Below are 25,976 nucleotides of genomic sequence, written 5' to 3' on the forward strand. Positions count from 1 at the left end.
CTTCACGAACGCAGCCGGAAAAATACATCACAACATGATATATATTCAACCATGAAGGAACGCGTCGGCGCTGTGGCGGGGGGCATGCAGGCTGACGGCCATCAAGGGGAACGGCGATGCCATTGTTTTCACGCATCCTGCTTTGCTATGACGGATCACGCGATGGCCGGCGGGCGCTTCGCTACGGCGCCGATCTGGCGCGGCAGCTTGGCGCGGAGGCCCACCTGCTGGCGGTGCTCGAGCACGCTTACTGGATCCAGGGGTTCGATGCCTTGGCAGGCGACGCGCAGATGGTCGAGGAACAATCCGCCCGGAGAATCCTGCGCGAAGGTGTCGACCGGCTGCGGGCATGCGGCATCGAGACCACCGGGCATTTTGCGACCGGCATCCCGATCGACCAGATCGCCCGCATGGCCAATACCTTGCACGTCGACCTGATCGTGGTGGGGCACAGCCGCTGCGGCGCGCTCAAGCGATGGTGGGCCGGCAATGGCAACGGCCTGCTGCTGGACAAGGTTTCCTGCAGCGTGCTGGTGGCGATCGACCAGGGCGAGCCGGAGGGCGGCGATGGCTGATGCCGTCGCGTCGGCCGCTGCGTACGGAACCTTGCAGGCAGCGTGTCCACGCACCGGGGCGGTGAGACGTTGTGGATGACATGGGGGCTCGGCGAAACGAGCGCCGCATCGCATCTGATCAAGGAGGAACTGACATGCTAGTGACCCTTCATTCGAAGGCGGCGCCGGATATCTCGATGCTGCGCGACCTGGCGCAATACCTGCTCGGCATCCTGGGCAAGCGCATCGGCGAGCGCGGCGTCATCGCGGCCGAGGAACTGCCCGAGACCATCTGCAGGCTCGAAGCTGCGATCTCGGAAGACAAGGCGCTTCATGCCCCCGACGACGGCGCGGCCGGCCATGCCGACCGGGACGGCCGCAAGCGCATCATGCTGTCGCAACGCGCCTACCCGCTGCTCGACATGATGCGGGTCGCGCAACGCGAGCACGCCGATATCCTCTGGGGGGTGTGAGCCCCCCCAGCCGGGACCCCGCGCGCTAGCGCCCCGGCTGCCTGATCTGCACGCCGGTCAGGTCCGGCGCCGCCAATCGCGGCGACGGGCTTCCCGTGACCTTGCCGAAGCGTGGATCACCGTTGTTCCAGTCCCGCGCGGCCGCTTCGATTTCCGCCTGGTTGCGCGCGACGAAGTTCCACCACACCAGGATGTCCTCCGCGAACGGCGCGCCGCCGATCACCAGCAGGCGCACCGGCCCCGAGCATTGCACGTCGAGCTGCGCCCGCCCGGTGCCCAGGTAGAGCAGCGTATCGACCGCCAGCGGCTCGCCTTCGATCCGCGCCTCCCCGCTCAGGACGAGCACGGCGTGCTCGAACCCTGCGTCAAGCGGCAACGATGCCTGGGCCGCCCCATCGGCCGTGAGGTCAAGCCCGGTCAGCGGGGAATGCACCTCGACCGGCGATGTTTCGCCGAAAGCCGTCCCGACCAGCACCGTGACACGGAACCCGCCGTGCGCGGTAACCGGCAGTTCCGGATAGTTCCTGAACGCCGGCTTGCCATGGCGCCGGTCTTCGGGCAGGGCAATCCACAGCTGCGCCGCATGCAAGCCGCCGCCCTGCGGCGTGACGGAGTCCTCTGCGTGGGAGATGCCGTGCGCGGCCGTCATCAGGTTGACCTGACCCGGCCGGATGACCTGCTCGGAGCCCAGGCTGTCCCGGTGCATGACCTCGCCTTCGATCATCCACGTGAATGTCTGCAGGCCGATATGCGGATGCGGACCCACGCGCAGGCCATCGCCGGGCCCGAACACGATCGGGCCGGCATGGTCGAGGAAACACCAGGCGCCGACCATGCGGCGCTGGCGGCTGGGCAGTGCGCGATGGATGGCCAGTTCGCCGACCTCTGCCTTGCGCGTCGCGATGCGCTCCATCACGGGGTTGCCGGGGCACGCCGGGCAATCGCTGGACCGGGATACGCTGCGGTCCGCTGTGACATCACTCATGGCATTTCTCCTTGGCTCTTTCGGGACCACGCATTTACCCAAGCTCCTGCGTGATGTAGAGATAAAACGCCCGCGCCATCTCCGCCTCGAGCCTGCGGTCTGACAACCGGTACGTACCGGACCGGTTGACCAGCGTATAGACCAGCGTTCCCACCATGGCCTGGTAGGCAAAGCGGATGCGCGTTTCGAGTTCGGGCGAGGCGCCCGCGGGATGCAGCCGCGCCAGGCGCGGCACCACCAGTTCCACATAGTCCTGGTTCATGCGCTTGAGCGGGTCTTCGCCGGTAATGGCCCGCTCGATCAGCGACGCGCGCAGCACGCCCTCGTTGCGGTACGCCCACATGCGGTTGTTGCGCGCGAGCGATTCCACCACCTCGCGCAGCGTCATCTGGCCGGCATCGAACAACGCGACACGCTGCTCCATCCCTTCGCGCAACTGCGCGACCAGCAAGGTCTGCAAGGCGCGGAAGTAACTCTCCTTGCCATCGAAGCGGCTGTAGAACGCGCCCGTGGTCACGCCGGCATGGCCACAGATGTCCTGGATCGGCACCTGCTCCAGCGTGCGGTCGCGCAACAGGCGGCGGCCGGCTTCGAGCAACCGTTCCGTCGTCTTCCTGCCGCGCGAGTAGCGCGGCACCGCAAAACCTTCCTGTCCTTCCAGGGGCGTAAGGGCTTGTTTCATCGTGGCCGGAATCTGTGTGTCCGTGTTTTTCCAGTGTTGACAAGCTTAACAGCCGTCTTTAGTGTCAGCGCGATCATTGCCGAGCGAGACAACATTGCGTGGCTGCGCTGGGTCCCTGACGATGTTTCGCTCGTGGCGATGCCGGTCGCCCATATCGGCGGCACCGGATGGGGATTGCGCGGACTGCTGGCGGGCGCAAAAGGCATTGTCGTGCGGATTTCGATTCGCGCCGCGTGCTGGACTTTATCGCCAACGACCGCATCAGCAAGCTGTTCCTGGTGCCGTCGGCGATCCAGATCCTGTTGCGCGACCCGCGTGCGCGGCAGGTGGACTACTCGCGCCTGCGCTACCTGGTCTACGGCTCCGCGCCGATGCCGGCCCACTTGCTGCGCGAAGGCATGGAAGTGTTCGGCTGCGGATTCGTGCAGACCTATGGCATGACCGAGACCACGGGCAGCGTGACCGGGCTGGCAACTTAAGGGCTGTTTGCTCTTCGGTTTTGCCGGCGTCGAGGTTCTTTGGTGATGACTGGGTTATCGTGCTTGGCAGGCGCTGCTGTTTCGCCGGCGTAGCCGGCGAAACAGCAGCGCCTGCCAAGAGCAGCGACCCCAGTCATAACCACAGACTCCCCATCGGCTACGCCGGCGACACAACAGCATCCTGCCAATCACGCCAGCCCCCGCCAAAAGAAAACGGCGGTGGAACCAACCCCTCAGTTCCACCGCCGCCTCCCCACTTCCCTTCAAACCCAGATCGCTTTACACCGTTGCAGCCGTCCCCAGGACCGCCGTGGCCTGGCTGGACAGCGTACCGCCGTTGCCATGGACCACGGCGACTTCGGCGTTCTTGACCTGGCGGTCACCGCATTCGCCACGGAGCTGGCGCACGGCTTCGATCGTGATAAACATGCCGTACATACCCGGATGCACGCATGACAGACCGCCACCGTTGGTGTTCACCGGCAAGCGGCCGCCAGGCGCAATGCCGCCGCCGCTGACGAACTGACCACCCTCGCCCTTCGCGCAGAAGCCAAGGTCTTCCAGGAACAGCAGCGTATTGATGGTAAACGCGTCATACAGTTCGGCCACGTCGACATCCGACGGCTTGAGGCCGGCCATGGCGAACGCGCGCTCGCCGGATTCCTTGGCCGCCGTGACGGTGACGTCAGGCATGCACGAGATCTGGCGGTGCCACGTCGCGGTGGCGTTGCCGAGCACGTAGACCGGCGGCTTGGCCATGTCCTTGGCACGGTCGGCGCGGACCATCACGTAGGCGCCGGCACCATCCGTCACCAGGCAGCAATCGCGCACCGACAGCGGGTCCGACACCATGCGCGCATTGAGCACGTCGTCGATGCTGAGCGGATCGCGCATCTGCGCTTCCGGGTTGAGCTGCGCCCACTTGCGCGCGGCCACGGCCACTTCGGCAAGGTGTTCGCGCGTGGTGCCGTACTGATGCATGTGGCGCGCAGCGGCCAGTGCGTACGACGTGATCGGGCTCAGCGGCTGGTACGGGTTTTCGTACGGCTGCGGATCGAGCACCGCGCGCACCTTGCCGATGCCGGCGCGGCCCACGGTCGAAGTGCGCTGGTTGCTGCCGTAGCAGACCAGCACCGCATCGCACAGGCCGGCTTCGAGCGCCATCATGGCGGGCAGCATGTGCGAGACAAAGCTCGAGCCGCCGATCATGGTGCTGTCGAGGAACTTCGGTTTGATGCCGAGGTACTCGGCCACCGGCATCACCCACATGGTGGCGCCGACGCTGGCGGTGGCGATGCCGTCGATGTCGCGCATCGACATGCCGGCATCCTTCACGGCTGCCTTGGCGGCTTCCACCAGGATTTCCATTTCAGTCTTGCCATGGGCTTCGCCCATGCCGGCCTGGCCGACGCCGACGATGGCGACGCTGCCGCGCAGAGAAGACAGACTCATTTTGCTTAGCTCTCCACCGGATCGAACACGACGAGAGCGGGCTCGCCTTCTGCCTTGCCAGGCGCCACGCGCGCCTTGACGCGCATGCCGATGCGCACCGAGGTCGGGGCGATGCCCTCAACCCGGCTCATCATGCGCACGCCTTCGTCCAGGTCGACCAGCACGATGTTGTAGTCGCCGCCGGCTTCAGGCTTGCGGCGGATCACGCTGGTGGAGTAGACCGTGCCGGTACCTTTCGGATCGCTCCAGTCAAGCGCGTCACCGCCGCAGTGCGGGCAGATGTTGCGCGGGAAAAATACGTGCTTCTTGCAGTCCTGGCAGTGCTGGATGCGGAATCGGCCGGCCGCGAGCATGTCCGCGTAGACCTTGTCCGGACCCGCTGCCGCTCCTTGTTGGGGCATGGTGTCTCCTTCACAAATGATGCCGCCATGGGGCTTCCATGGCACCGCTGCCAGATTGCCGCACTATGCGCGGTGCAGCAATTCGCATCTGCCAAAGGCAGGATTCCCGAATGCGGAAATCCCCCCGTCCGGCAGGCCGGCGCTCAGATGACCAGCTCGATCAGGAACGGACCCTTGCGCTGGTTGGCCATGCGGAACAGGTCGGCGAAGGTCTCCATGTCGTGCGCGCGCGCACCCTCCACGCCCATGCCGTTGGCCATCTGCACCCAGTTCAGGTCGGGGTTGCCAATGTCGAGCATGTCGAGCGCGGTCTTGCCCGGGTTGGCACCGACACCGGCCAGTTCGCCGAGCAGGATCGCGTACTTGCGGTTGGCCAGCAGCACAACCGTGACGTCAAGCTGCTCGCGTGCCATGGTCCACAGCGACTGCAACGTGTACATGCCGGAGCCATCGGCCTGCAAGGCGACGACACGGCGGCCCGGCGCGGCCACGGCGGCGCCGGTGGCAAGCGGCAAGCCCGCGCCGATGGCGCCGCCCGTGAGCTGCAGCCAGTCATGGGGCGCGGCATTCACGGTGCCCGGATAGAAGGCCCGTCCGAAGCTGACGCTCTCCTCCACGACGATGGCCTGCTCGGGCAGCAGCGCCGTCAGCGTCTTCGCCACGGCTTCCGACGTGACCGCGCCGCGTGCAATCTCCGTCGGCGCCACGGGCATCGATTCCGGCAACGCCGCGTTCCTTGCGCCGACCTCGTCGGCAAGCCGGACCAGCGCATCCGCGAGATCCTCTTCCGGCCGTGCCAGCACGTGCACGATCGCATCTTCCGGGTACGGACGCGGCGACTTGCCCGGATAGGCGAAGAACGTCACGGGCGCCTGCGCACCAACCAGGATCACGTTGCGGATGCCGGCCAGCCGGTCACGGGCCACGTCGCCGGAATAGGGAATGCGATCCACCGCCAGCCGCCCGCGTCCGCGCGACACGCGCGCGTTCGACATGGGCGTGATCAGCCGGGCCTGCGTGGCCGCGGCAATGCGATGCGCGTCGGCGAGCGGCGCCTCGCGCAGCGCGCTGCCCGCCACCACGATCAGCGTCGGCTGCCCGGAACGCAGCACGCGCGCGGCGTTCTGCACGGCATCGGGCGCGACCTTCGGCACGGACAACGGCGGCAGCGGTACGGCCACTTCTCCGCCGGCATCCCAGCACACGTCAGACGGGAGGATCAGGCTGGCGACGCCGCCCGGCGCGGCGCATGCGGCCTGCACCGCCGCCGCGGCATCAGCGCCGACCGACGCGGCGCGCGTGGCCGTGCGCGTCCACACCGAAACCGGACGGGCCCAGCCCTCGGTGTCGGCGGTGAGCGGTGCATCGAGCGGCCGATGATACGTCGCCTGGTCGCCGATGATGTTGACCACCGGCGTCTGCGCGCGGCGCGCGTTGTGCAGGTTGGCCAGGCCATTGGCCAGCCCCGGCCCGCAATGCAGCAGCGTGGCGGCCGGTTTGTCGGCCATGCGTGCGTAGCCGTCGGCGGCACCGGTGACGACACCTTCGAACAATCCGAGTACGCAGCGCATGCCGGGAATCCGGTCGAGCGCCGCCACGAAGTGCATCTCGCTCGTGCCGGGGTTGGCGAAGCAGGTGTCGACGCCGCTGGCCAGCAGGGTCTTGACCAGGCTTTCAGCGCCGTTCATTGCTTGGGAGGTTTCCATGGATCGGGTTCCGTGATTCAGGACGGGTTAGCATCAGGCTGCCGCCCGGAAGCGGCCAGCAGGTCGAAATCGAGGCAAACGAATTCGGTCGGGAATTCAATGCGGGCGTAGTAGACGACCACGTCATCGACGCAGGCATAGCGGCGCAGTTCTGCGACCGGCGCGCCCACGGCGAGGTCCAGCGCGACCGCGGATTCCGCCCCGGCCGCGACGATGGTCAGGCGCTGGCGCGCGGCGCTGACCTGCAGGCCGGGAAACCGGTCCAGCACCTGCACCGAGGCGCCCTGCCGGAACGCCTCCGGCTCGCGCGCAAACACCTCGGCCTCGATGTAGACCTGGCAGACGGCAAAGGGCCGCCCTTCCACGCGATGCAGGCGACGCAGGAAATGGTATTCGGCGGCATGCCTGCCACTGCAGGGCAGGCCCAGGTCGGCGGGCAGGGCCACGTTGCCGCCGGATTCCACCAGCGCCTCGGTATCGATGGCATCGCCGATCGCGACGGCCTCGTCCCAGCTGGTGGAGAGCGAGACACGCCGCTGTGGCCGCCGACCCGCCTTGACGAAGGTGCCGCGGCCACGAGAACGCTCAAGCAGCCCTTCCTCATCGAGCATCGACAGGGCCTGGTGCATGGTCATGCGCGCCACGCCGTACTCGCGGCACAGCGCCTCCAGCGACGGGATCTGCGCGCCGGGCCCCCATGCCCCACTTTCGATCTGGCGACGAAAGATGGTGGCGAGCTGCAGGTAGACCGGCTGGCGGCTACGGGAAAGAAGTTCGGTCGATGGGTTATCCGACATGGCTGGCAGGCTGACGTGCCCGTTTCAATGACCGTCCGTGGGGACCACTGCGTCCCGGACAACATGCCGAACTCTATAAAGGTCTATAAACCTAGACTACTAGGGTTTACCGCCAACCAGTCCAACCAATCATCCGGCGCCACTGCTTATTTGTGATTTTCAAGCATCATTTTTCTGCCGGCTAGCAGTGGGTCATTAATGTGTCAACTCGCACATTCATATTTTGTAATCATCCGTAATACTTTGGGATAATCGCTGGCCGATCAGGCGATAGTCGATATCCCGTTCGTCAAGCCAATGCGCTGCGCGACCCGGTTTTTCGAGTAATCATGAGTTTCTAATTTTCCTGCGTTTCTCGTTCCGCGCGGGATTCCCGAGTCAAAGTGGAAGAATTTTCAACGTATGCGACCGCGGAAGCCGCTGCGGCGCAGCCCGCCGTTTATTCCGGTGTTTTCCAGACATGGTCACAAACCTTGCAGGAACTCGGCGCCAGCCGGGTCCTCGCACTGGCCGTGCTTTGCCATGTCGTTCTCTGGACACTATTGCCGAGCCTGCTGCTGAAGAATGCGTCACTCGACATCATCGAGGCGCTGGCGTGGGGACATGAATGGCAACTCGGGTACGAGAAAGATCCCCCGCTCTGGCCGTGGGTCACCGAAGCCCTGAGCGTTTGGCCGGGCAAGAATCTGTGGGCCTGTTATCTTGCCGCGCAACTCTGCGTCGGAACGGTATTCGTCGCCGTGTGGCAGTTGGGGCGCCGCATCACGACCAAGCGCGAAGCGCTCGTCGGTGTCCTGTTGCTGGAAGGGGTCTATTACTTCAACTTCCCGACGCCGGAGTTCAACGACATTGTCCTGCAGATGCCGTTCGGCGCCCTGTTTGGCTGGCTATTGCATCGCGCCCTGACCGATAACCGCCTGCGCGACTGGTTCCTGTGCGGGCTCGTCGCTGGCCTGGGACTCTGGGCACGCTATTCGATGGGGGCGTATCTCGTCCCCATGGCGATGTTTGTGCTCGCGCACCCGCAGGCCCGCCATCGCCTTGCCGAACCAGGTCCCTGGGTGCTGGTATTGACCGCGCTGCTGACCTTTCTTCCGCACATGGCCTGGATCGTCGATAGCGGTTTCATCTCGATCGAGTATGTGGCCCGGCGAGCCCCGGAGGTCGGCACGGGCACCTACCTGGTCAAGCTCGCTTCATTCATCGGCGCGCAACTGGCGGCGCTCATCCCGATGCTGCTTCTTGCGCTGATGCTGTGGCGCTGGCGGGCCAGGGACGCCACGCCGGCGACCCCGCCATCGGACGCGAAGCAGTTCGACCGGGCCTATCTTGTCGCGCTGGCCCTGGGACCGATCCTCTTTTCCATTAGCCTGTCGGCCATCACGCAAAGGCCGCCCCGCGTCATGTGGGCGGCCCCCCTGCTGTGCTTCGTGGGGTTGCTGATTGCCACCTCGATCCGCCCGGTGTTGACCACGGCGCAGCTGCGTACCTTTGGCCGCGCCTGGATCGTGGTCCTGCTGCTTCCCGCGTTGCTGTTCGCGCTGGATCAGCTCGGCCGGCCAGCCCTTGCCGGCAAGGAGAACCGCACGCATTTTCCCGGGCGGCAGCTCGGCGCCGAAGTGACCGAGCGCTGGTTCGCCGAAACGGGAAAACCGCTCCGGTATGTGATTGGCGACACCTGGTACGCGGGCAATGCGGCGTTCTATTCCGACGACCGCCCGACGGCCCTGTTCGTGCACGGCGGCTATCGCTTCAATCCGTGGGTCACTCCGGAAGACCTCAGGAAGGCCGGCGCCGTCCTGGTCTGGGACGCGGAGAACGAGGGTCCGGGCATTCCGCCAATCATCGCGGAGCAATTTCCCGGGGCTGCCCTGCAGCCCGAAGTCCCGGTCCAGGGACCGGCCGAGACCCACAAGGTCGGCGTCGCAATCCTTTTCCCCAGCTAGCGTGACGAGCGAAGGACGCAACGTCCTTCCGCTGCTGCCCGTGCGCGCGCCACCGGCTTAAGCCCGGGAAATCTCGAAGGTGCGTGCGGACGGTCTTCCCGCGCGCACCACACCATCGATCCCGCATCCAACGGACGGCCACGTCCTCGCACCTGGCCGTTGTCGTGCCAGTGCAAAAGCCACCACATCCTCGCGCCAACTCCATGCGGCAAGCGGCCAGAATGCGTTATGCCCCGACCTTCCCCGGGACAGGCGCGACTGCCGCTCTGCAGTCATTTCCGGAGTCAATCCATGTTGATGCGAGACGTGATCCCCCAAGTGCTGAACCGCGGTACTGCCATGCTGACGCAGGACCTGCTGGAGACACCCCCGCAGAAGACGTTCCACCATGCCATCGATATCTATCTCAAGGATTCCAATGCCTTCATGAACACGTATTTCGCCCGCTACTTCGAATGGCAGGGCATCTGCCGCGAACGCTGGTTCCACGAATGCATCCACGACAACCTGCTGGCCACCGGCGGCGTCTTCGTAACCAAGCGCGCGCACCAGGAGTATGTCGAGGAGACGTTCCCGTTCCAGCGCGTGGACTGCTACCTGAACACGTTCCAGGTCAAGCAGTGCTCGGCCTACCTGCTGTTCCGCTTCTGCGTCGGCGGCAAGCCGGTTTCACTGGGGTACCAACAGATCGTATTTGCCGACAAGGACAAGCGGATCAGCCGCTTCCCGCACGGCATCATCGAGCGCGTCAAGGAATATGAACTGGTCCTGCCGGCACTGGCCAGCTAAGACCCGCTGAGGGATCCGTTGCCGCCGCGGCCAGCACGGCCATGGCTGCAACGCGGGCCCGGCGCCGCCGGTTGGGATCAGCCGGCGGCGCTGGCGCGCAGGCGCCCGTCCGCCATGGGGGTGAAGCGCGGCAGCCGCAGCGTGAAGGTGGTGTGCGAACCGGCCACTGACTCGCACTCGATGCGCCCGCCAAACGACTCGATCGCGCGACGGCAGAAGGCCAGGCCCAGGCCGGCGCCGCTGCCATGCGCCTTGGTGGAGAAGAACGGATCGAAGATGCGCGGCAGGACGTTGGCCGGAATGCCGGAGCCGGTGTCGCGGAAGCGCACCACGTGGAAGGGCCCTTCGGCGGAGCCGACAATGTCGATATGGCCGTCGCCGCGCGCGCGGATGGCATGCAGCGCATTCTTCAGCAGGTTGAACAGGACGTACACCAGCAGCGTGTCCGAGCCCACGAAGCGCCAGGCATCGTCGATGCCGCGCACCTGCACGCAGGCGCGGTCTTCGCCCTGGAACGGATAGCGCTCGAGCGCGGCGCGCACGCAGTCGCCGATGCCGTGGGGCGCGAAGGTGCTGCGGTCCAGGCGCTCGAGCGTGACCGAGGCCAGTGCCATGTCGATGACCGTGCTGGTGCCATCCACCTCGCGCGTGATCGCGCCCACCAGGCTGGACACCCGATCGAGTTGCCCCGGACGCATGCGGTCTTCGCACAGCCCGTGTTCCACGGCGAGCCGGTAGCCCTGCAGCACCTCGGGCCACGTCCGCGCCATCTCCTGGGCCTGCATGCGGATGGAAGCGAGCGGCGTTCGCACTTCATGGGCCACCGTGGCGGCCAGCGAATACGGATGCATCAGGTCGTAGCGCACCACGCTGACTGCGAGAATGCCAAGGCTCAGCGCCACGAACACCACGCCAGGCGGATAGAAGGCATAGCCGTAGTTCGCTGCGTAGTCCACGGCGGCCAGCGAGTAGAGCACCACCGCCACGAGGCACAGGTTGTAGCGCTTGCGGCGTTCCGCGGTCGCGCTCCGACGCGCTTCGACCAGGATCCAGGCACTGCGCACCGCCACCATTACGGTCTGCACCAAATGCAGCGGATGCAGCGGCCCGGCCTTCGGGTAATCACCGAAGAAGTACGTGTAGTAGCCCGCCACCACCTGGTCGCTGGACAGCAGCAGCATGGCCAGCAACAGGCTCATGCCATAGGACGCGAGCAGGATTGGCCGCTCCTGGCGCCGCTCCGTCACCTCGGCGATAAAGTGGTAATAGGTGGTCGGCAGGAACAGGATGAACAGGTAGCCAAGCCGCGCGAGCACCGTGGCCACGTCGGGATGCTCGGCCTGGAACAGGAACACCCAGGTCCCCTGCCAGGCAAAGGTGGTCACGCACAACAGGAAGAACGACGCCGACACGCGCGTGACGCCCTTGGTCACCAGCACATAGAGGCCGTAACCGAGAAAGATGGACGAGACAAAGGCGGGCAGGACGGCGTACATGCGTGGCGCGATGAGGGGGTGTCCCCGAAGCAACGTGACATGTTAAGTCGGGCACGCTTGCGGCGTGCATCATTTGATTGCATTCAGAGCTAACTTGCGCTTAACGCATCCCCTACCACCCGGGGGTTCCCAAAATGCAGCGCGGCGGCCGGACGCGTTCGCATCCGGCCGCCGCACCGGTCAGAAGGGCCGACGCCTACCAGCGCGCGTCGTTTTCCCAGCTCTTCATCTCTTCTTCGGCACGCTCCTTGGTGTAGCCATAGCGCTCCTGGATACGGCCGGCTAGCTGGTCGCGCTTGCCGTTGATCTGCGTGATGTCGTCATCCGTGAGCTTACCCCACTTTTCCTTGATCTTGCCCTTGGCCTGGTCCCACTTGCCTTCGATCTGATCCCAGTTCATCTGGTGCTCCTTGTGTGGTCATTCCGCGATGGTGGCGGCGGGTGCTGGCGTCGATGTTTCTTTGGTGGTCAGCGGCCGTACTTGGCCTTCACATCGGCCACGCACTTGTCCTTGCTGTCACCGGTCATGGCGTCGCAACGTTCCTTGTCGGCCTTGTAAGCGGCATCCGTGGTGTCCTTGCGGGCATCGCGGCGGGCCTCGGCGACGTCGGTACGCGTACCGGTCGCGGCGGCCTTGTCTACCTTGGCTTCACCCAGGGCCTTCTCGTGGGCGGTCTTGGCGTCCTTCTTGCACACGTCCTTGTCGTTGCCGGACTTGTCGTCGCACATTTCCTTGGCAACGTCGTAGTCGCGGTCGGCCTTGGTCTTCATGGCTTTGACATGGGCCTTTTCGGTACCGTCGCGCCTGGCCTCGGCATCGGCCTTGGCCACGTCATGGTCGCGCTTGGCCTCGGCCTTGCACACGTCCTTGGCGTTGCCGCTCATGCCGTCGCACTTGCCCTTGGCTGCCTTGTAATTGTCGTCGGCCTGCTTGACGGCCGTGTCGTAGTCGGCCTTCGACCCGGCTGGATGGGTCTGGGCCAGGACATAGCCTGCCGGGACGGCAAGCGTCATCGAACACACTGCAGCTGACAGCCATTTCTTCATCATGTCGGGCTCCTTCCACGTGAATGATTGGCGGGATTGCCGTCGCAGCCGACAGCCGTTTACCTCCGGCCACCTGCTGCATGTGTTCAGCGTAGGTTTTGGGGCGCTGGTCCTGCAGAAGTGCAGTTCCGAAAGGGACGTCAGAGGATTCCGACAGGAGAACGGCCGCGCGCGGGAGCTGTAGGCGATCGGGACAGGGACTTCGGCGGCGCGGCATCGCATTGCCATGACCTGTAAGCAAAAAGCCCGTCCTGGGAGGACGGGCTTTCTGACATCAGGAGGACAGCGAATCGGTCAGCCGGTTGTTCGGCTCCTCGTCTTCCTCGTCCGGCCAGTTGCGGCCGACCATCCACTCGTACAGCGTGGGCAGCACGATCAGCGTCAGCATGGTGGCGGTGATCAGGCCGCCGATGATGACGATGGCGAGCGGGCGCTGGGTTTCCGAGCCGATGGCGCGCGAGATCGCCATCGGGAACAGGCCCAGCATGGCCAGCAGCGCCGTCATCAGCACCGTGCGCAGCCGGTCCATGGAGCCGGTCAGCACGGCCTGGCGCACCGGCATGCCTTCATCGCGCAGCTGGTTGAAGTACGTCACCATCACCACCCCATTCAGCACGGCCTGCCCGAACAGCGCGATGAAACCGATGGCCGCCGACACCGACAGCGGAATGCCCGTCAGGAACAGCGCGAACACGCCGCCGATCAGCGCGAACGGGATGTTCGAGATGATCAGCGTGGCGCTCTTGAACGACTTGAACGCATTGAACAGCAGCAGGAAGATCACCAGCACCGACAGCGGCACCACGATCGACAGCCGTGCCATGGCGCGTTCCTGGTTCTCGAACTCGCCCGACCAGCTGATCTTGACGTCGTCCGCCTTCACGTTCTTCGCCACCAGCGCCTGCATGTCCTTCACCACGCTGCCCATGTCGCGGTCGTGGATGAAGATGCCGATCGAGGTCGTGCGCTGGCCGTTTTCGCGGCTGATGTTCATGGCGCCCGAAGCGGCCCGGAACGTCACCAGTTGCGACAGCGGCACCTGCGCGCCATCGGCGGTCTGCATGAAGATGTTCGGCAGGTTCGGCAGCTCGCGCTCGGACGGCTTCAGGCGCACGGCCACGCTGAAGTGCTTTTCACCTTCCCACAGCTCGGTGGCGGCCTTGCCGGCCAGCGCGGTTTCCATCAGGTCCTGCACATCGGCCACGTTGATGCCGTAGCGCGCGGCCTGGGCGCGGTCGAACTCGAGCACGTACTGCGGCAGCTCGCCGTCACGGTCGATAAAGGCCCGCATCACGCCCTTGACCGACTGCACGTTGGCCAGGATCTGGTCGGCGACCTGCTTGTTGTGCTCCAGGCTGTCGCTCTGCACCTTGATGACGATCTGGCCCTTGATCTGCGAGATCGATTCCAGGATGTTGTCACGCACCGGCTGCGAGAAGTTGGGCTCGATGCCGGGCAGCTGGCGCAGGTTGTGGTTGATCTCCTCGATGATCTTGCGCTTGTCGTAGCCGGCGCGCCATTGCTTGTCGTTTTTCAGGTCGACCAGGATTTCCACGGTGTTGATCAGCTTCGGATCGGTGCCGTCGTCGGGGCGGCCGACCTTGGAAATCGTGGTGTTGACTTCCGGCGTCTTGCGGATCACGTTGCGCAGCTTCTGCGCCTGATCGCGGGCCTCGTCGATCGAGACCGAGGCCGGCAGGTCGAAGCTGACCCACATCGAGCCTTCGTCGAGTTCGGGCAGGAATTCGCTGCCCAGGAACTTGCCCACGCCCACGGTCGCCACCAGCAGGCCCAGCGCCACGCCGATCACCATCTTCTTGTGGTCGAGCGCCCAGGCCAGCATCGGCTCGTACAGCCGTTTGCAATGGCGCACCACGAAGTTGTCGTCGTGCGCGATGTTCTTCTTCAGCAGCAGGTGGCACAGCAGCGGCACCAGCGTGAGCGAGATGATCAGCGAGCCGATCAGCGCGCCCGTCACGGTATAGGCCATCGGCGCGAAGATTTTCCCTTCGTGCCGCTGCAGCGTGAAGATCGGGATGTGCGCGGCGATGATGATCACCATCGAGAACACGGTCGGCCGGCCCACTTCGGTGGTGGCCTGCAGGATCGCGTAGAGCCGCGCCTTGCTGTCCTGGATCTGCTGTTCCTTGAGCTCGCCCAGGCGCTTGAAGATGTTCTCGACCACGATCACCGCGCCGTCGACGATGATACCGAAGTCCATCGCGCCCAAAGACAGCAGGTTGGCCGGAATACCGACCCAGGTCAGCCCGATGAACGTCGACAGCAGCGCCAGCGGAATCACCAGCGCCACGATGGCGGCCGCGCGCACGTTGGCCAGGAACAGGTAGAGCACCGCCATCACCAGCAGCGCGCCCTCGACCAGGTTGCCGAACACCGTGTGCAGCGTCTTGTCGATCAGCGTGGAGCGATCGTAGTACGGCACGATCTTCACGCCCTTGGGCAGGATCTGGTCGTCGAGCAGGTCGATCTTCTTCTTGAGCGCGTCGAGCACCAGCGAGGGGTTCTCGCCCTTGCGCATCACCACGATGCCCGAGACGATGTCGTTCTCGTCGTCCTGGCCCATCAGGCCCTGCGGGGGCGCCGAACCGATCTTCACTTCCGCGATGTCCTTGACCAGGATCGGCGTGCCATTGTTCTCGGCCACCACCACGTTGGCGATGTCCGCCGAGGTCCGGAAGCTGCCCAGCGAGCGCAGCAGGAACTGCTGGCGGCCATGCGCCACGGCACCGCCGCCGGCGTTGGAGTTGGCGCGCTGCAGCGCCGTAAACAGCTGCGACAGCGAGATCTTGGCGTCGCGCATGCGCGCCAGGTTCGGGTTCACCTCATACTGCTTGGTGGTGCCGCCGATGGTGACCACGTCGGCCACGCCGGGCACCTGGCGCATGTTCTTCTCGACCACCCAGTCCTGCAGCGTGCGCAGTTCCTGCGCCGTATAGCCCTTGCCGGTGAGGCGGAAGCGGTAGATCTCGCCGATCGCCGTCGACAGCGGCGCCAGGTCGGGGTGCACGCCGTCCGGCAGGTCCACGCCGCGCAGGCGCTCCAGGATCTGCTGGCGCGCGGTCACGTCGGTGGCCTTGTCGTTGAAGGTCACCATCATGAACGACAGGCCGAACTGCGTGTGCGAGAACACGCGCACCGAGTTGGGCGTGCCCGCCATGGCGGTTTCGATCGGGATGGTCACCTGGCGCTCCACTTCTTCCGCGGCGCGGCCCGGGTAGAGCGTGATGATATTGACCTGGATGTCGGAGACATCCGGGAATGCCTCGATCGGCAGGTTCTTGAACGCGGCCAGGCCGCCGCCCACGAAGATCAGCAGGCCCAGCCAGACGAACAGCTTCTGGTGCAGGGCAAAATTGACGATACGCGAAATCATCTGGCGGCCGTCCTTATTGCTTGGCCGCAGCGCGCGCCTTGTTGACGGCGGTGGCGTCGCGCAGGATGTCCTGCAGGTACAGGTTGCCCTCGGTCACCACGGTTTCGCCGTCCTTGATGCCGTCGGTCACCTCGGTCACGCCAGGCAGCGACACGCCCAGCTTCACCGGGCGGCGCACGAAGGTGTTGGGCGCCGTGCGCACGAACACATAGTTATGGTTATCGGCCAGGAACACGGCCTTGGACGGCACGGCGATGCCCTGGAACGAAGCGGCCTGCAGCCGCGCCGTCACGAACATCTCGGCCTTGAGACGGCGGTCGGCGTTGGGCACGGCCAGGCGCACCTTGATGCTGCGCGAAGTCGGGTCCACGTAGTCGGCAATCTTCACCACGGTGCCCGGGAACGTCTCGCCCGGATAGGCGGCCGAGAGCAGCTGGACGGTCACGCCGGGCTTGAACAGGCCCAGGTCGGCCTCGCCGGCATCGACCTGTGCCCACAGCGTGGTCGGGTCGGTCACCAGGAACAGCGGCGCAGCAGGCGGCTGGTCGGGACGCAGCTCCATGCCGGGGTTGATGTTGCGTTCCACCACCAGACCGTCGATCGGGCTGCGCAAGGCAAAGCGGTTGGCACCGTCGCCGGCCCCGCCGCCGTACTGGCGCAAGGCGGCCTGGGTGCGCTGCAGGTCGGCGGCCGAGCGCGCGGCATCGCCCTGGGCCTGTTCCAGGTCCTTCTGGGCGATCACGCCGGCGTCATACAGTTCGCGCTGGCGCGCGAGCGCCTTGGCCGCAACCGAATTGTCGGCGGCGGCCTTGCGCGCATCGGCCTGCGCCACGCCGAAGTCCGTCGAGGTCAGGTTGGCCAGCGGCTGGCCGGCCTTCACCGTGGTACCCGGCTGCACCAGGATTTCCGTCACGCGGCCGGCAAACGGCGTCGACACGCGCACGGTCTTGTCCTCGTTCCACACCAGGCGGCCCGGCAGGGTCAGCATGCGCTGGCCGCCGGTGCGGGCGGCTTCGCCCGCGATGCCCGGCAGCGCCTTCACGCCGGCGGGGAACTGGACGGTCTCGCCGCTCACCTTGGGCTCGTCATCGGGCTTCGGCGCTTCTTCCTTGCCGCAGGCGGCAAGCGCCAGCGCGCACAGGGACAAGGCGGCCACGCGCGCGGGCATGCCGGCGCGGGAAACTCGAAACACTTCGGACAGCAGATTAGGGACGCGGCGCATCGGTACGGACCTGGGAATTCGGGATGGAGCTGACGGGAGTGGTGGTGGACTGCAACGCCGTGCGGTATGCCGACAAGGCCTTGGCGTAGTCGCCCTGTGCATTGGTGGCGTCGAGCCTGGTCTGGCGCAGCGCGCGGCGCGCATCGAGCAGGTCGAGCACGCCGGTTGCGCCCTTGGTATAGGCAAACTCGGCGCTTCCCGCGACCGATTCGGCGGCGGGCACGACCGATTCACGCATCTGCCTGAGCGACAGGCGCGAGGCTTCGAGCTGGTTGCGCAGGCGCTCGACCTCGTTCTGCGCTTCGAGCAGCACGCGGTTGCGGTCATCTAGCGCGGCGTAGTAGTCAACCTCGGCGCGGCGGGCCTCGCCACCGTTGCTGTGGCGCACGAAAAGCGGAATCGAGACAAAGATGCCGTAGCTGTTGCCGCTGCCGTTCGTGTTGGTCTCGGAAATCGGGTAGTGCTCGTATTGCGCGCCCACGGTCACGTCGGGCACGCGTCCGGCGCGGGCCAGGTCGCGCGCCGAGGCGGCGGCGGCCAGCCGTGCCTCGGCCGCGGTCACGTCGGGGCGGCGCTGCGCGATTTCCGGATCGACCGGCGGCGTCGGCTCGTCGAGCGATGGCCAGTCCGGCACCAGGCGGTTATCGGCCAGCGTGCCCGGCACCCCCATGGCCTGGGCCAGTAGCGCCTTGTCGCGCATATGGTCGGCCATGGCCTGCCGCATGTCATTCTGCGCGCGCAGGTTGTCGAGCTGGAGCTTGGTCACGTCGGCACGCGAGACATCACCGGCTTTCAGCCGGGTCTCATTGGCCTGTTGCGTGCGGGTATAGAGCGCCACCGTCTCAGTCAGCACCTGGACACGTTCCTGGCTGACCACGGCATCGTAGAACGCCTGCTCGACCGCCCCGGTCTGCTGTGCGACCACGGCCTGCAGCGCCTCGCCGGCCGCCACGCTGGCCTTCTGCGCGGCGTCCTTGCGCAAGTTACCCTTGTTGGCGGTCTCGACCAACTGGTCGATGCGGAAGGTCGAATCGACGGTCTTGCTGCGCAGGTTGCCCGAGCCGACACCGGCGTGCGGGTTGATATTCTGCACGCCCACGCTCAGCACGGGATTCGGCCGCTGCGACGCAATCTGGATGTCCGCCTGGCTGGCTTCCTCGCCGCGGCGCGCCGCGATGATGTCGCGATTGCATCGCAACGCGTCCTGGCGCGCCTGGGCCAGCGTCAGGCTGGCCTTCGGCGGCGGCGGCATGCAGGGCCCGTCGGGCGGAAGCGGCTGGCTGGCAGCCTGGGCCAGCGGGGCCGTCAGGCCGGCCACGGCCGCCAGGATGGCGGCGGCAGCAGCTCTTGAAACAGGAAAAGGCACGATTCGGTCTGGCTCGTTCGACAACAGTCAAAGGTAAACGACCGTGCCCGCCAATTGGTGCACCGAACTGACGATATTTCGTCACCTGGCACGTCCCGGCAGCGTGTTTTTCCGCTGTCTCCGGTACCGCACACGATCCCAGCCCCGCATTCAACCCGAATCGGATTACAAAGCGCTTTCATCCTGAGAAAAAAAGCACTAACTGCGGCGAAAACACCAAATAAAGGGAAAACCCCACTACCCATGCGAATGCACCACTTGGGTGCATTCACTCCAGTGATGCCTCATCCCTTGACCCGCTCGTCCAGGCCGAGGCTTCTGCCGATGATTTCCTTCATGATTTCGCTGCTGCCCGCATAGATCCGCGAGATGCGCGCGTCGGTGTACATGCGGCAGATACGGTACTCCTCCATGTAGCCGGCGCCGCCATGGAATTGCACGCCCTCGTCCACGACGCGCCCTTGCAACTCGGAAGTCAGCAGTTTGGCCGACGCCGCGGTCTCGACGGTGAGCGTTCCGGCATTGTGCTGCAGCACGCACTGGTCGACAAAGGTCTGCAGGGCGTCGAGCTGGGCACGCAGCGTCGCCAGCCGGAAGCGCGAATCCTGGAACGTGCCGATGGCCCGGCCAAACGCCTTGCGCTCCTTCACGTAATCCAGCGTGATGTCGAACGCCACCTGCGCCGACGCCATGTAGCCACAGGCACCGATCAGCCGCTCCTCGGCCAGGTGGCGTGTGAGATAGCGGAAGCCCTTGTCGGGCTCGCCCAGCACGTTGGCCTTCGGCACCTTGACGTTGTCGAAGAACAGCTCGGAGGTGTCCTGCGAATGCAGACCCATTTTGCGCAGCTTGCGCCCGCGCTCGAAGCCGGGCATGTCGCGCTCGACGATGAACAGGCCCAGCCCGTGACTGCGTTCCGGGTCGGTGCGCGCCACCACCACAACGTAGTCGGCAAGCTGGCCGTTCGAGATATAGGTCTTGGCGCCATTGAGCAGCCAGTGGTCGCCCTTGTCCTCCGCACGGGTACGGATGCCGGCCAGATCCGACCCGGTCTGGGGCTCGGTCATGGCAATGGCGAAGATCTTCTCTCCGCGCGCTGCACCCGGCAGGAAGCGCTGGCGCTGCTCCTCGTTGCCGATGCGCCCGACATAGGGTGCCACCAGCCGCGAATGCAGGGTGCCGAAGAAGCCCGTGTCGCCATGGCGCGCGTTCTCTTCGATCAGGATCTGCTCGTAACGGAAATCCTCCACCCCCGCGCCACCGTATTGCTCGTCCGCCCACATCAGCAGGTAGCCCTGTTCGCCGGCCTTGCGGAACACGTCGCGGTCCACGCAGCCCTGCTCGCGCCAGCGCTCGCCGTGCGGACCGACTTCGCGCTGGTAGAAACGGCGCGCGGACTCGCGGAAGCTCTCATGTTCGGCGTCGAAGATGAGGCGTTGCATGGGGGTGTCTCCTTTCTCGATTTTCTGCTGACGGAATCGAACCAGTGTCGGCCTTGCGGCCGGCGTCAGGTTCGTCGGAAAGGATGATTTTTCGAGCGCCGGGGCGCTGGCGCGGACCGATGCCGAAGACCGCTAGGCTTGCGCGGCCACCTTGCGCGGACGGCCGCCCAACCGGCCATTGCGCCGGGCGGCGGCCGCCTTTTCGGCGCTGGCACTGGCGCCGCCGCGCCGGCCCATTTCCGCCGCCATCCACCGCCGCGAGCCAAGAAATCCCTCAAGCAGGGCCGGCAAGTACAGGTCGGCATCGAGCCGCGGGAAATGGATGCCCAGGCCGGAAGGACTGATCTGCGCATCGGCAAGATCGGCAGGCCGCGCATGCTCCAGGCCCTGCACCGCCGCGGGTGGGAAGGCCGGTTCCAGGCCTGAGGACAGGCCAATCACCACGCGCCGGTCATAGCGCACGGAGAGCACCGCCGGATTCCCGCCTTTTGTTCAGCGCCGCGTGCCCATGAGACAACAGCATTCAATGCAACCTTATTGATATGAAACGGAGATAACTTTCATTACTCAATCCAGTCGCCGACGCCGATACTGAATGCATACAAAACATCGACCTGGAGCGGGAAATGGAAGTGGCTTTGTGGATTGCCGGGGCACTCGCCCTGATGGCGCTTGGCGCAACCGTGACCTACCTGATCGGGATGGCCGTGCCGGAACCCGTATTCGAACGCGCCCAGCAGCATGGCCGCTACGCCGGGCTCGGCGCGGCGACAGACGGGCGCCGGGGTGGTGGCCGACGTATCCGCCGGATGCGCCGGATGCGCCGGCTGCGCATCCTGCCGGCCGCACACCCTGCTCTACGCCTGGCACCGGTGCGCGCCTGAGCGCTCCGGCCGCTTTCAAGACAGAGGAAAATCCCAGCGCTGCGACCAGTCCGATTCTTCACGCACGATATCGTGGAGGATCCGGACCGCGTCATCCAGGGCCTGGTGTCCCGCTGATTCGGCGTGGACCAGGAACACCGGGTACGAAAATTCCGACGCGTCCTCCACGCGTTCGAGCAAGCGGTTGTCCAGGTAGCTCTGCACGACGCGCGTCCGGAAGTACCCGCTGCCGCCGACCTGCAGGATGTACTGCAGCGCCAGCGGACCGAGGTTGAAGTACAGCGACGACCTGGCGTAGCCGGGCAGCGCGCTGTCGTGCTGCCGGCGGAATTCCGGCCCCCAGTCGACATACACATAGGATCCGGCGCGCTGCGTGGAACGGATCAAAATCAGCTTTTCCTCCATCAGCTGTTCCACGTGCATGCCGGCGGCGTACTCGGGCTGGTAGACCAGCGCGGCGTCCAGCGTGCCCGACTGCAGCTTGCGCTGCAGTTCCATGCCATCGCCCACTTCGGCGCGCACCGCATGGTCGGGCATCTGCTCCCGCAGGCGCGTGGCCCACAGCAGCACCAGCGGATTGCCCAGGCTGATCTCCGCGCCGAACGTCAGCATGCTGCCCAGCCCGGCCGGCAGCGGCAGGTCACGGCACGCCGCTTCCCACGTCTGCACGAGCTGGCTGGCATAGCCCAGGAAGCGCTGGCCATCGGCGGTCAGCCTGGCACCGGCCTTGTTGCGGTCGAACAGCCTGCTGTTGAGTTGCGATTCCAGGCTCTTGATGCGCGCAGTGACGGCGGTCTGCGTCACGTGCAGCTTGTCGGCGGCCGCAAGCAGGCTGCCGGTCCTTACCACCTGGAGGAAAGTGCGGGCAAGTTCGATATCCATGCGAAGCGAAGCGGGCCGGACAGTTGGAAGGGGATGCGCCGCTCCGCGGCGTGGCCAACCTTACCATGCTCCCAGCGCGTCCCGGGCGCCGCTTACCTTGTTGGCAAGGCAGGCGCAGGCATGGCCGCCGGCATCGCGCGCGCCTGACCGATCGGCAATGGCGATGGCGCCGCCGCGGGCACCTCGACGCGCGTCATGGCGGCGCGCGCCGGACGCGCCGGCGACATGCCTTCGACCGGATGCAAGGCCTGTCCGTTGTCGTAGCCGGTGGCCACGGACTCCAGGTACCCCTGCGGAAACTTCTGTTCCGGCGTGACGGCCGATGGCGTGGGCAACGTGCCCTGTGCCAGCGCCACGCTGTTGGCGCAAAGCCCCAGCACGCGCAGCAGGATCATGGCGCGCCTTGCCCGGCGCAGTACGGTACGGGCGCCCGGCGGCTCGCCTCGGGCTTCGGAAGGGGTCGTCATCACGGTTCTCCAGGGGGGGAGCCATCGCTCCGGTTGGGCCATCGAGCACGGAGACCGCGCTCGACGCTCAATCCGCAATGACCATGCCACGCACCGGACCGCCCGCGCGGCCTGCATTGCGCCACTTGCCTGAGTCGAAAGAACGAACGGCGCCAACAGGCGCCGTTTGCGGTGTTGGCCGCAGGCCAACCATCGGTATGGGATCGCGCTAAGGGCTACGCACCGGCCTGCACAGGCTTGACCGCCCAGGCAAGCACCGCTGGCATGGGCACGACAAAGTCATTGCCTTTCATGTAAGTGGCCACCGTGCCGCGCAGCACGGCGCGGATCTCGTCGCGCGCCTTCGGGCTTTGCGCGCGCAAAGTGGCCGCGGCGCGCACCGTGCCTTGCGCCAGGGCGTCAAAAAGCTGGTCCGGCGTGGAGAAGCGCCACTGCTGCGGCACCTGGCGGCACGCCGCGCCCGTAAAGCCGGCGGCCTGCAAGGCACCGATGCATTGCGACGGATCGCTGAACTGGAAGAAGTTGGGACCGGCCGGCAGGCCCACGTCCATCGAACCATAGGCCCGGATCGCGGCGTACACCGCGCCGAAGCCGATGGCGCGCTCCGGCGTATCCCACACCGTGAAGCCGATGCGCCCGCCGGGACGCAGCACGCGAAAGGCTTCGCGCAGGGCCTGGTCGGGATCGGTCAGGTGGCACATGCCGAAGCCATTGACCACGGCATCGAAGCTGCCGCCATCGAACGGCAGGTCCTGGGCATCGGCCTGCTCGAAATGCAGGCCCGGATGGGTCTGGCGCGCCAGCTCCACCTGGGCGGCCGAGAAATCAATGCCGACCGTGTCGGCGCCGCGACGCGACGCCGCCGCCGCCACGTAGCCCGCGCCGCTGGCGACGTCCAGCACGCGCTGCCCGCCGGCGACCTGGGCACTGTCCAGCAATGCGTCGACCGATTGCGTGGTGACGACCGTGAGCTGCTCGTGGTAGCGGCTGACCACGCCGGGATCTTCCCAGCCGGCCAGCTCGAAATCACGGAAACTCTCCCCCGTGTGATCCATTGCACCCTCCCTTGGCGAAAAATCGCTGCGGGGCGCTGGACTGCCGCCCGTTCAGGCGACGCGTGCCCTCCGGGCGCGTCGTCGCCAGACAAGCGAAGTATAGTCACCACGGGCGCGGTGGCCAGTCCGGGCTTGCAAGCCATCCCATGCGGGATGGCCACAGCGGCGGCGATGGCGCTTCCGAAAGGAGCGTCAGTGCGCTCCACTTACGCGCCACACGGTGTTGCCGACATCGTCCGCAACCAGCAGGCCGCCGCGCTTGTCGATGGCGACACCGACCGGGCGGCCCTGAGCATCGCCGCTCGCGTCGAGGAAGCCGCTCAGCACGTCGAACGGCGCGCCGTTGGGACGGCCGTTGTCGAACGGTACGAAGATCACCTTGTAGCCGGCGAGCGGCTTGCGGTTCCACGAGCCGTGCTGGCTCACGAACATGCCGTGCTGGAACCGCGCCGGCAGGCTGCTGCCGGTCGCCGCGGTCATGCCCAGCGACGCCGTGTGGGCGCCTACCGCGTAGTCCGGCACGATGGCCTTGGCGACCATGTCCGGCGCCGCGGGCTTGACGCGCGCATCGACATGCTGGCCGTAGTAGCTGTAGGGCCAGCCATAGAAGCCACCGTCGCGGACCGAGGTGATGTAGTCCGGCACCAGGTCACTGCCGATCTCGTCGCGCTCGTTGACCGAGGTCCAGAGCGCGCCGGTCGTCGGCTCCCATGCCATGCCATTGGGATTGCGCAGGCCGCTCGCGAACACGCGATGCTGCCCGCTCGCGCGGTCGACCTCCCAGATGGCCGCGCGTCCCGCTTCCTTGTCGATGCCATTCTCGCCCGCGTTGCTGTTCGAACCCACGGTCACATACAGCTTGCTGCCATCAGGGCTGGCAATGATGTTCTTGGTCCAGTGATGGTTGATCGGACCGTCGGGCAGGTCCAGCAACTTCTGCCCGGGCGCCGTGATGCTGGTCTGCCCCGGCTGGTACGGAAAGCGCAGCACGGCATCGGTATCGGCCACGTAGAAGTCGTTGCCCACCAGCACCATGCCGAAGGGCGAGTGCAGGTCCTTCAGGAACACCGTACGCACGTCGGCCACGCCGTCGCCGTTGGTGTCGCGCAGCAGCGTGATGCGGTTGGCGCTTGGCGTGCCCGCGCCCGCGCGTGCCTGAACCTTCTTCATGATCCAGCCGCGAATGCCCTTGTAGTCGTCGGGCTTGGGCGGTGCGTTGGTTTCGGCGACCAGCACGTCGCCGTTGGGCAGCACGTAGACCCAGCGCGGGTGGTCGAGCTTGCCGGCGAAGGCCACCACGGACAGGCCTTCGGCGGCCGTCGGCCTGGCGCCATCGGCCCAGCCTTTCGGCGGTGCGATATGGATGGTCGGAAGCAGGGCCTTGTCCGGTGCCGGCAATTGCGGCGTGGGACCGAAGCCGGCTTCCGAAGGCAGCTTCGCCGATTCACCGCAGCCGGCCAGGCCCACGGCAAGCGCCAGCGCCGCAATGGCGCTCGCACGTGAATGCAAGACGGGGTGGCGCGGCTGCGGCATGATGGCACCTCCGGACAAAGCAGGCCTTGCCTTGACTATAGGTGCGCACCAGGACCATCTCTGTCAGTGCGGGCGAAGCGCGCTGTAGGAGATTGCCCGACACGCGCGCGGCCGCAGCGCGTGCATCGGCTGCGCCATCAACCGCGATGCGGCGTATCGAGTCCCTTGATCACGGCCGGGCGGGCCACGAAGGCTTCGAGCGCGCGCGTCACGTGCGGAAAATCCGCGATGCCGACCAGGTCGCCGGCCTCGTAGAAACCGAGCAGGTTGCGCACCCATGGGAAGGTGGCGATATCGGCAATGGTGTAGTCCTGGCCCATGATCCAGGGCCGGTCGGCCAGCCGCTGGTTCAGCACGTTGAGCAATCGGCGGCTTTCGGCCACGTAGCGGTCGCGCGGGCGCTTGTCCTCGTAATCCTTGCCGGCAAAGCGGTTGAAGAAGCCTACCTGGCCGAACATCGGGCCGATGCCGCCCATCTGGAACATCACCCACTGGATGGTCTCGTACCGGCCGGCGGCATCGGCTGGCATGAGCTTGCCGGACTTGTCGGCCAGGTACAGCAGGATGGCGCCCGATTCCCACAACGGCAACGGCTTGCCGCCCGGCCCGTCGGGATCGATGATGGCCGGAATCTTGTTGTTGGGATTGAGCGAAAGAAACTCCGGCGACAACTGGTCGTTGTGGTCGAAGCGCACCAGGTGCGGCTCGTAGGGCAGCCCGCTTTCCTCCAGCATGGTCGACACTTTCACGCCGTTCGGCGTGGGCAGCGAATAGAGCTGGATGCGGTCAGGATGCTGCGCTGGCCATTTGCGGGTGATGGGGAATGCGGACAGATCGGACACGTAATCTCCTGGCGACGGGCGGCGCCGCATAGCGGCAGCGCTTAAAGCCCGATGATAAACCGCCCCTGCCGCTCGCGTAGCT

The 25,976-nt window shown here is 66.0% G+C and carries 24 protein-coding genes and 1 pseudogene; 6 read left to right on the top strand and 19 right to left on the bottom strand.

All coding sequences use genetic code 11. The annotated features are described in order from the left end of the window. The first annotated feature begins 116 nt into the window (after window positions 1-116). Together ACIGJC_RS25825 and ACIGJC_RS25830 are read left to right on the top strand one after the other, a co-directional pair. Window positions 117-575 (top strand): universal stress protein, encoded by a 459-nt coding sequence (locus ACIGJC_RS25825; RefSeq protein ID WP_483712252.1) that lies wholly within the window; start codon window positions 117-119, stop codon window positions 573-575. Window positions 576-709: 134 nt separating this feature from the next. After that, the gene (locus tag ACIGJC_RS25830; protein WP_483712254.1) at window positions 710-1,027 is read left to right on the top strand and encodes a DUF1840 domain-containing protein; all 318 of its coding nucleotides are present in this window, start codon (window positions 710-712) and stop codon (window positions 1,025-1,027) included. A gap of 25 nt (window positions 1,028-1,052) precedes the next feature. On the opposite strand, the gene ACIGJC_RS25835 is transcribed toward ACIGJC_RS25830, so the two are convergent. Further along, window positions 1,053-2,012 carry a pirin family protein gene (locus ACIGJC_RS25835; protein ID WP_483712255.1) on the bottom strand — a complete coding sequence of 320 codons (960 nt, stop codon included), beginning with the start codon at window positions 2,010-2,012 and terminating at the stop codon, window positions 1,053-1,055. Window positions 2,013-2,046: 34 nt separating this feature from the next. Beyond that, window positions 2,047-2,694 (bottom strand): TetR/AcrR family transcriptional regulator, encoded by a 648-nt coding sequence (locus ACIGJC_RS25840; RefSeq protein ID WP_483712257.1) that lies wholly within the window; start codon window positions 2,692-2,694, stop codon window positions 2,047-2,049. 78 nt (window positions 2,695-2,772) lie between these two features. Here ACIGJC_RS25840 and ACIGJC_RS25845 point away from each other — a divergent pair. Beyond that, window positions 2,773-3,164: pseudogene (locus ACIGJC_RS25845) on the top strand (AMP-binding protein); the annotation flags it as partial. 288 nt (window positions 3,165-3,452) lie between these two features. On the opposite strand, the gene ACIGJC_RS25850 reads toward ACIGJC_RS25845, so the two are convergent. From ACIGJC_RS25850 to ACIGJC_RS25865, 4 genes are all read right to left on the bottom strand, one after another. Continuing rightward, on the bottom strand, window positions 3,453-4,625 hold the full coding sequence (locus tag ACIGJC_RS25850; RefSeq protein WP_483712259.1) for a thiolase: 1,173 nt from the start codon (window positions 4,623-4,625) through the stop codon (window positions 3,453-3,455). A 5-nt stretch (window positions 4,626-4,630) separates the two neighbouring features. Continuing rightward, entirely contained in the window at window positions 4,631-5,026 is a 396-nt protein-coding gene (locus tag ACIGJC_RS25855; protein ID WP_483712261.1) for a Zn-ribbon domain-containing OB-fold protein, read from the bottom strand. A gap of 143 nt (window positions 5,027-5,169) precedes the next feature. Next, window positions 5,170-6,714, bottom strand: a complete 1,545-nt coding sequence (locus ACIGJC_RS25860) for an acetolactate synthase large subunit (RefSeq protein ID WP_483714395.1) — start codon at window positions 6,712-6,714, stop codon at window positions 5,170-5,172. 35 nt (window positions 6,715-6,749) lie between these two features. After that, entirely contained in the window at window positions 6,750-7,529 is a 780-nt protein-coding gene (locus tag ACIGJC_RS25865) for a GntR family transcriptional regulator (protein WP_483712262.1), read from the bottom strand. A 383-nt stretch (window positions 7,530-7,912) separates the two neighbouring features. Here ACIGJC_RS25865 and ACIGJC_RS25870 point away from each other — a divergent pair, with 383 nt between their 5' ends. Together ACIGJC_RS25870 and ACIGJC_RS25875 are read left to right on the top strand one after the other, a co-directional pair. After that, window positions 7,913-9,475: a glycosyltransferase family 39 protein gene (locus tag ACIGJC_RS25870; RefSeq protein WP_483712263.1), complete on the top strand. Its 1,563-nt coding sequence runs from the start codon at window positions 7,913-7,915 to the stop codon at window positions 9,473-9,475. Window positions 9,476-9,766: 291 nt separating this feature from the next. Further along, complete coding sequence (locus tag ACIGJC_RS25875; RefSeq protein ID WP_211947521.1) at window positions 9,767-10,264, top strand: acyl-CoA thioesterase; 498 nt, start codon at window positions 9,767-9,769, stop codon at window positions 10,262-10,264. Between the two features lie 77 nt (window positions 10,265-10,341). On the opposite strand, the gene ACIGJC_RS25880 is transcribed toward ACIGJC_RS25875, so the two are convergent. From ACIGJC_RS25880 to ACIGJC_RS25915, 8 genes are all read right to left on the bottom strand, one after another. Further along, window positions 10,342-11,760 carry a sensor histidine kinase gene (locus tag ACIGJC_RS25880; protein ID WP_483712264.1) on the bottom strand — a complete coding sequence of 473 codons (1,419 nt, stop codon included), beginning with the start codon at window positions 11,758-11,760 and terminating at the stop codon, window positions 10,342-10,344. Window positions 11,761-11,956: 196 nt separating this feature from the next. Next, complete coding sequence (locus tag ACIGJC_RS25885; protein ID WP_483712265.1) at window positions 11,957-12,160, bottom strand: CsbD family protein; 204 nt, start codon at window positions 12,158-12,160, stop codon at window positions 11,957-11,959. Window positions 12,161-12,228: 68 nt separating this feature from the next. Further along, window positions 12,229-12,810 carry a hypothetical protein gene (locus ACIGJC_RS25890; protein WP_483712267.1) on the bottom strand — a complete coding sequence of 194 codons (582 nt, stop codon included), beginning with the start codon at window positions 12,808-12,810 and terminating at the stop codon, window positions 12,229-12,231. A 271-nt stretch (window positions 12,811-13,081) separates the two neighbouring features. Then, window positions 13,082-16,201: an efflux RND transporter permease subunit gene (locus tag ACIGJC_RS25895; RefSeq protein ID WP_483712268.1), complete on the bottom strand. Its 3,120-nt coding sequence runs from the start codon at window positions 16,199-16,201 to the stop codon at window positions 13,082-13,084. A 13-nt stretch (window positions 16,202-16,214) separates the two neighbouring features. Beyond that, window positions 16,215-17,423, bottom strand: coding sequence for an efflux RND transporter periplasmic adaptor subunit (locus ACIGJC_RS25900; RefSeq protein WP_483712269.1), 1,209 nt, complete (start codon window positions 17,421-17,423; stop codon window positions 16,215-16,217). Further along, the gene (locus ACIGJC_RS25905) at window positions 17,407-18,675 is read right to left on the bottom strand and encodes a TolC family protein (RefSeq protein WP_483714396.1); all 1,269 of its coding nucleotides are present in this window, start codon (window positions 18,673-18,675) and stop codon (window positions 17,407-17,409) included. Before ACIGJC_RS25905 ends, ACIGJC_RS25900 begins: the two co-directional genes overlap by 17 nt. A 398-nt stretch (window positions 18,676-19,073) precedes the next feature. Beyond that, the gene (locus tag ACIGJC_RS25910; RefSeq protein WP_483712271.1) at window positions 19,074-20,231 is read right to left on the bottom strand and encodes an acyl-CoA dehydrogenase family protein; all 1,158 of its coding nucleotides are present in this window, start codon (window positions 20,229-20,231) and stop codon (window positions 19,074-19,076) included. A 132-nt stretch (window positions 20,232-20,363) separates the two neighbouring features. Next, a complete protein-coding gene (locus ACIGJC_RS25915; RefSeq protein ID WP_483712272.1) occupies window positions 20,364-20,702 on the bottom strand; it encodes a DUF2442 domain-containing protein in 339 nt (112 codons plus the stop codon). A gap of 155 nt (window positions 20,703-20,857) precedes the next feature. Here ACIGJC_RS25915 and ACIGJC_RS25920 point away from each other — a divergent pair, with 155 nt between their 5' ends. After that, complete coding sequence (locus tag ACIGJC_RS25920) at window positions 20,858-21,115, top strand: hypothetical protein (RefSeq protein WP_483712273.1); 258 nt, start codon at window positions 20,858-20,860, stop codon at window positions 21,113-21,115. Between the two features lie 15 nt (window positions 21,116-21,130). On the opposite strand, the gene ACIGJC_RS25925 is transcribed toward ACIGJC_RS25920, so the two are convergent. The 5 genes from ACIGJC_RS25925 to ACIGJC_RS25945 form a co-directional block, all read right to left on the bottom strand. Further along, window positions 21,131-21,997, bottom strand: coding sequence for a LysR family transcriptional regulator (locus ACIGJC_RS25925; RefSeq protein WP_483712274.1), 867 nt, complete (start codon window positions 21,995-21,997; stop codon window positions 21,131-21,133). Window positions 21,998-22,089: 92 nt separating this feature from the next. Continuing rightward, entirely contained in the window at window positions 22,090-22,464 is a 375-nt protein-coding gene (locus ACIGJC_RS25930; protein WP_483712275.1) for a hypothetical protein, read from the bottom strand. A 215-nt stretch (window positions 22,465-22,679) separates the two neighbouring features. Next, on the bottom strand, window positions 22,680-23,519 hold the full coding sequence (locus tag ACIGJC_RS25935; RefSeq protein ID WP_483712276.1) for a class I SAM-dependent methyltransferase: 840 nt from the start codon (window positions 23,517-23,519) through the stop codon (window positions 22,680-22,682). Between the two features lie 192 nt (window positions 23,520-23,711). After that, window positions 23,712-25,052 carry a PQQ-dependent sugar dehydrogenase gene (locus tag ACIGJC_RS25940; protein WP_483712277.1) on the bottom strand — a complete coding sequence of 447 codons (1,341 nt, stop codon included), beginning with the start codon at window positions 25,050-25,052 and terminating at the stop codon, window positions 23,712-23,714. 137 nt (window positions 25,053-25,189) lie between these two features. Beyond that, window positions 25,190-25,894 carry a glutathione S-transferase N-terminal domain-containing protein gene (locus ACIGJC_RS25945; RefSeq protein WP_483712278.1) on the bottom strand — a complete coding sequence of 235 codons (705 nt, stop codon included), beginning with the start codon at window positions 25,892-25,894 and terminating at the stop codon, window positions 25,190-25,192. Window positions 25,895-25,976: the final 82 nt, after the last annotated feature.

It is taken from the genome of Cupriavidus sp. C3SS-1 (assembly GCF_057073755.1).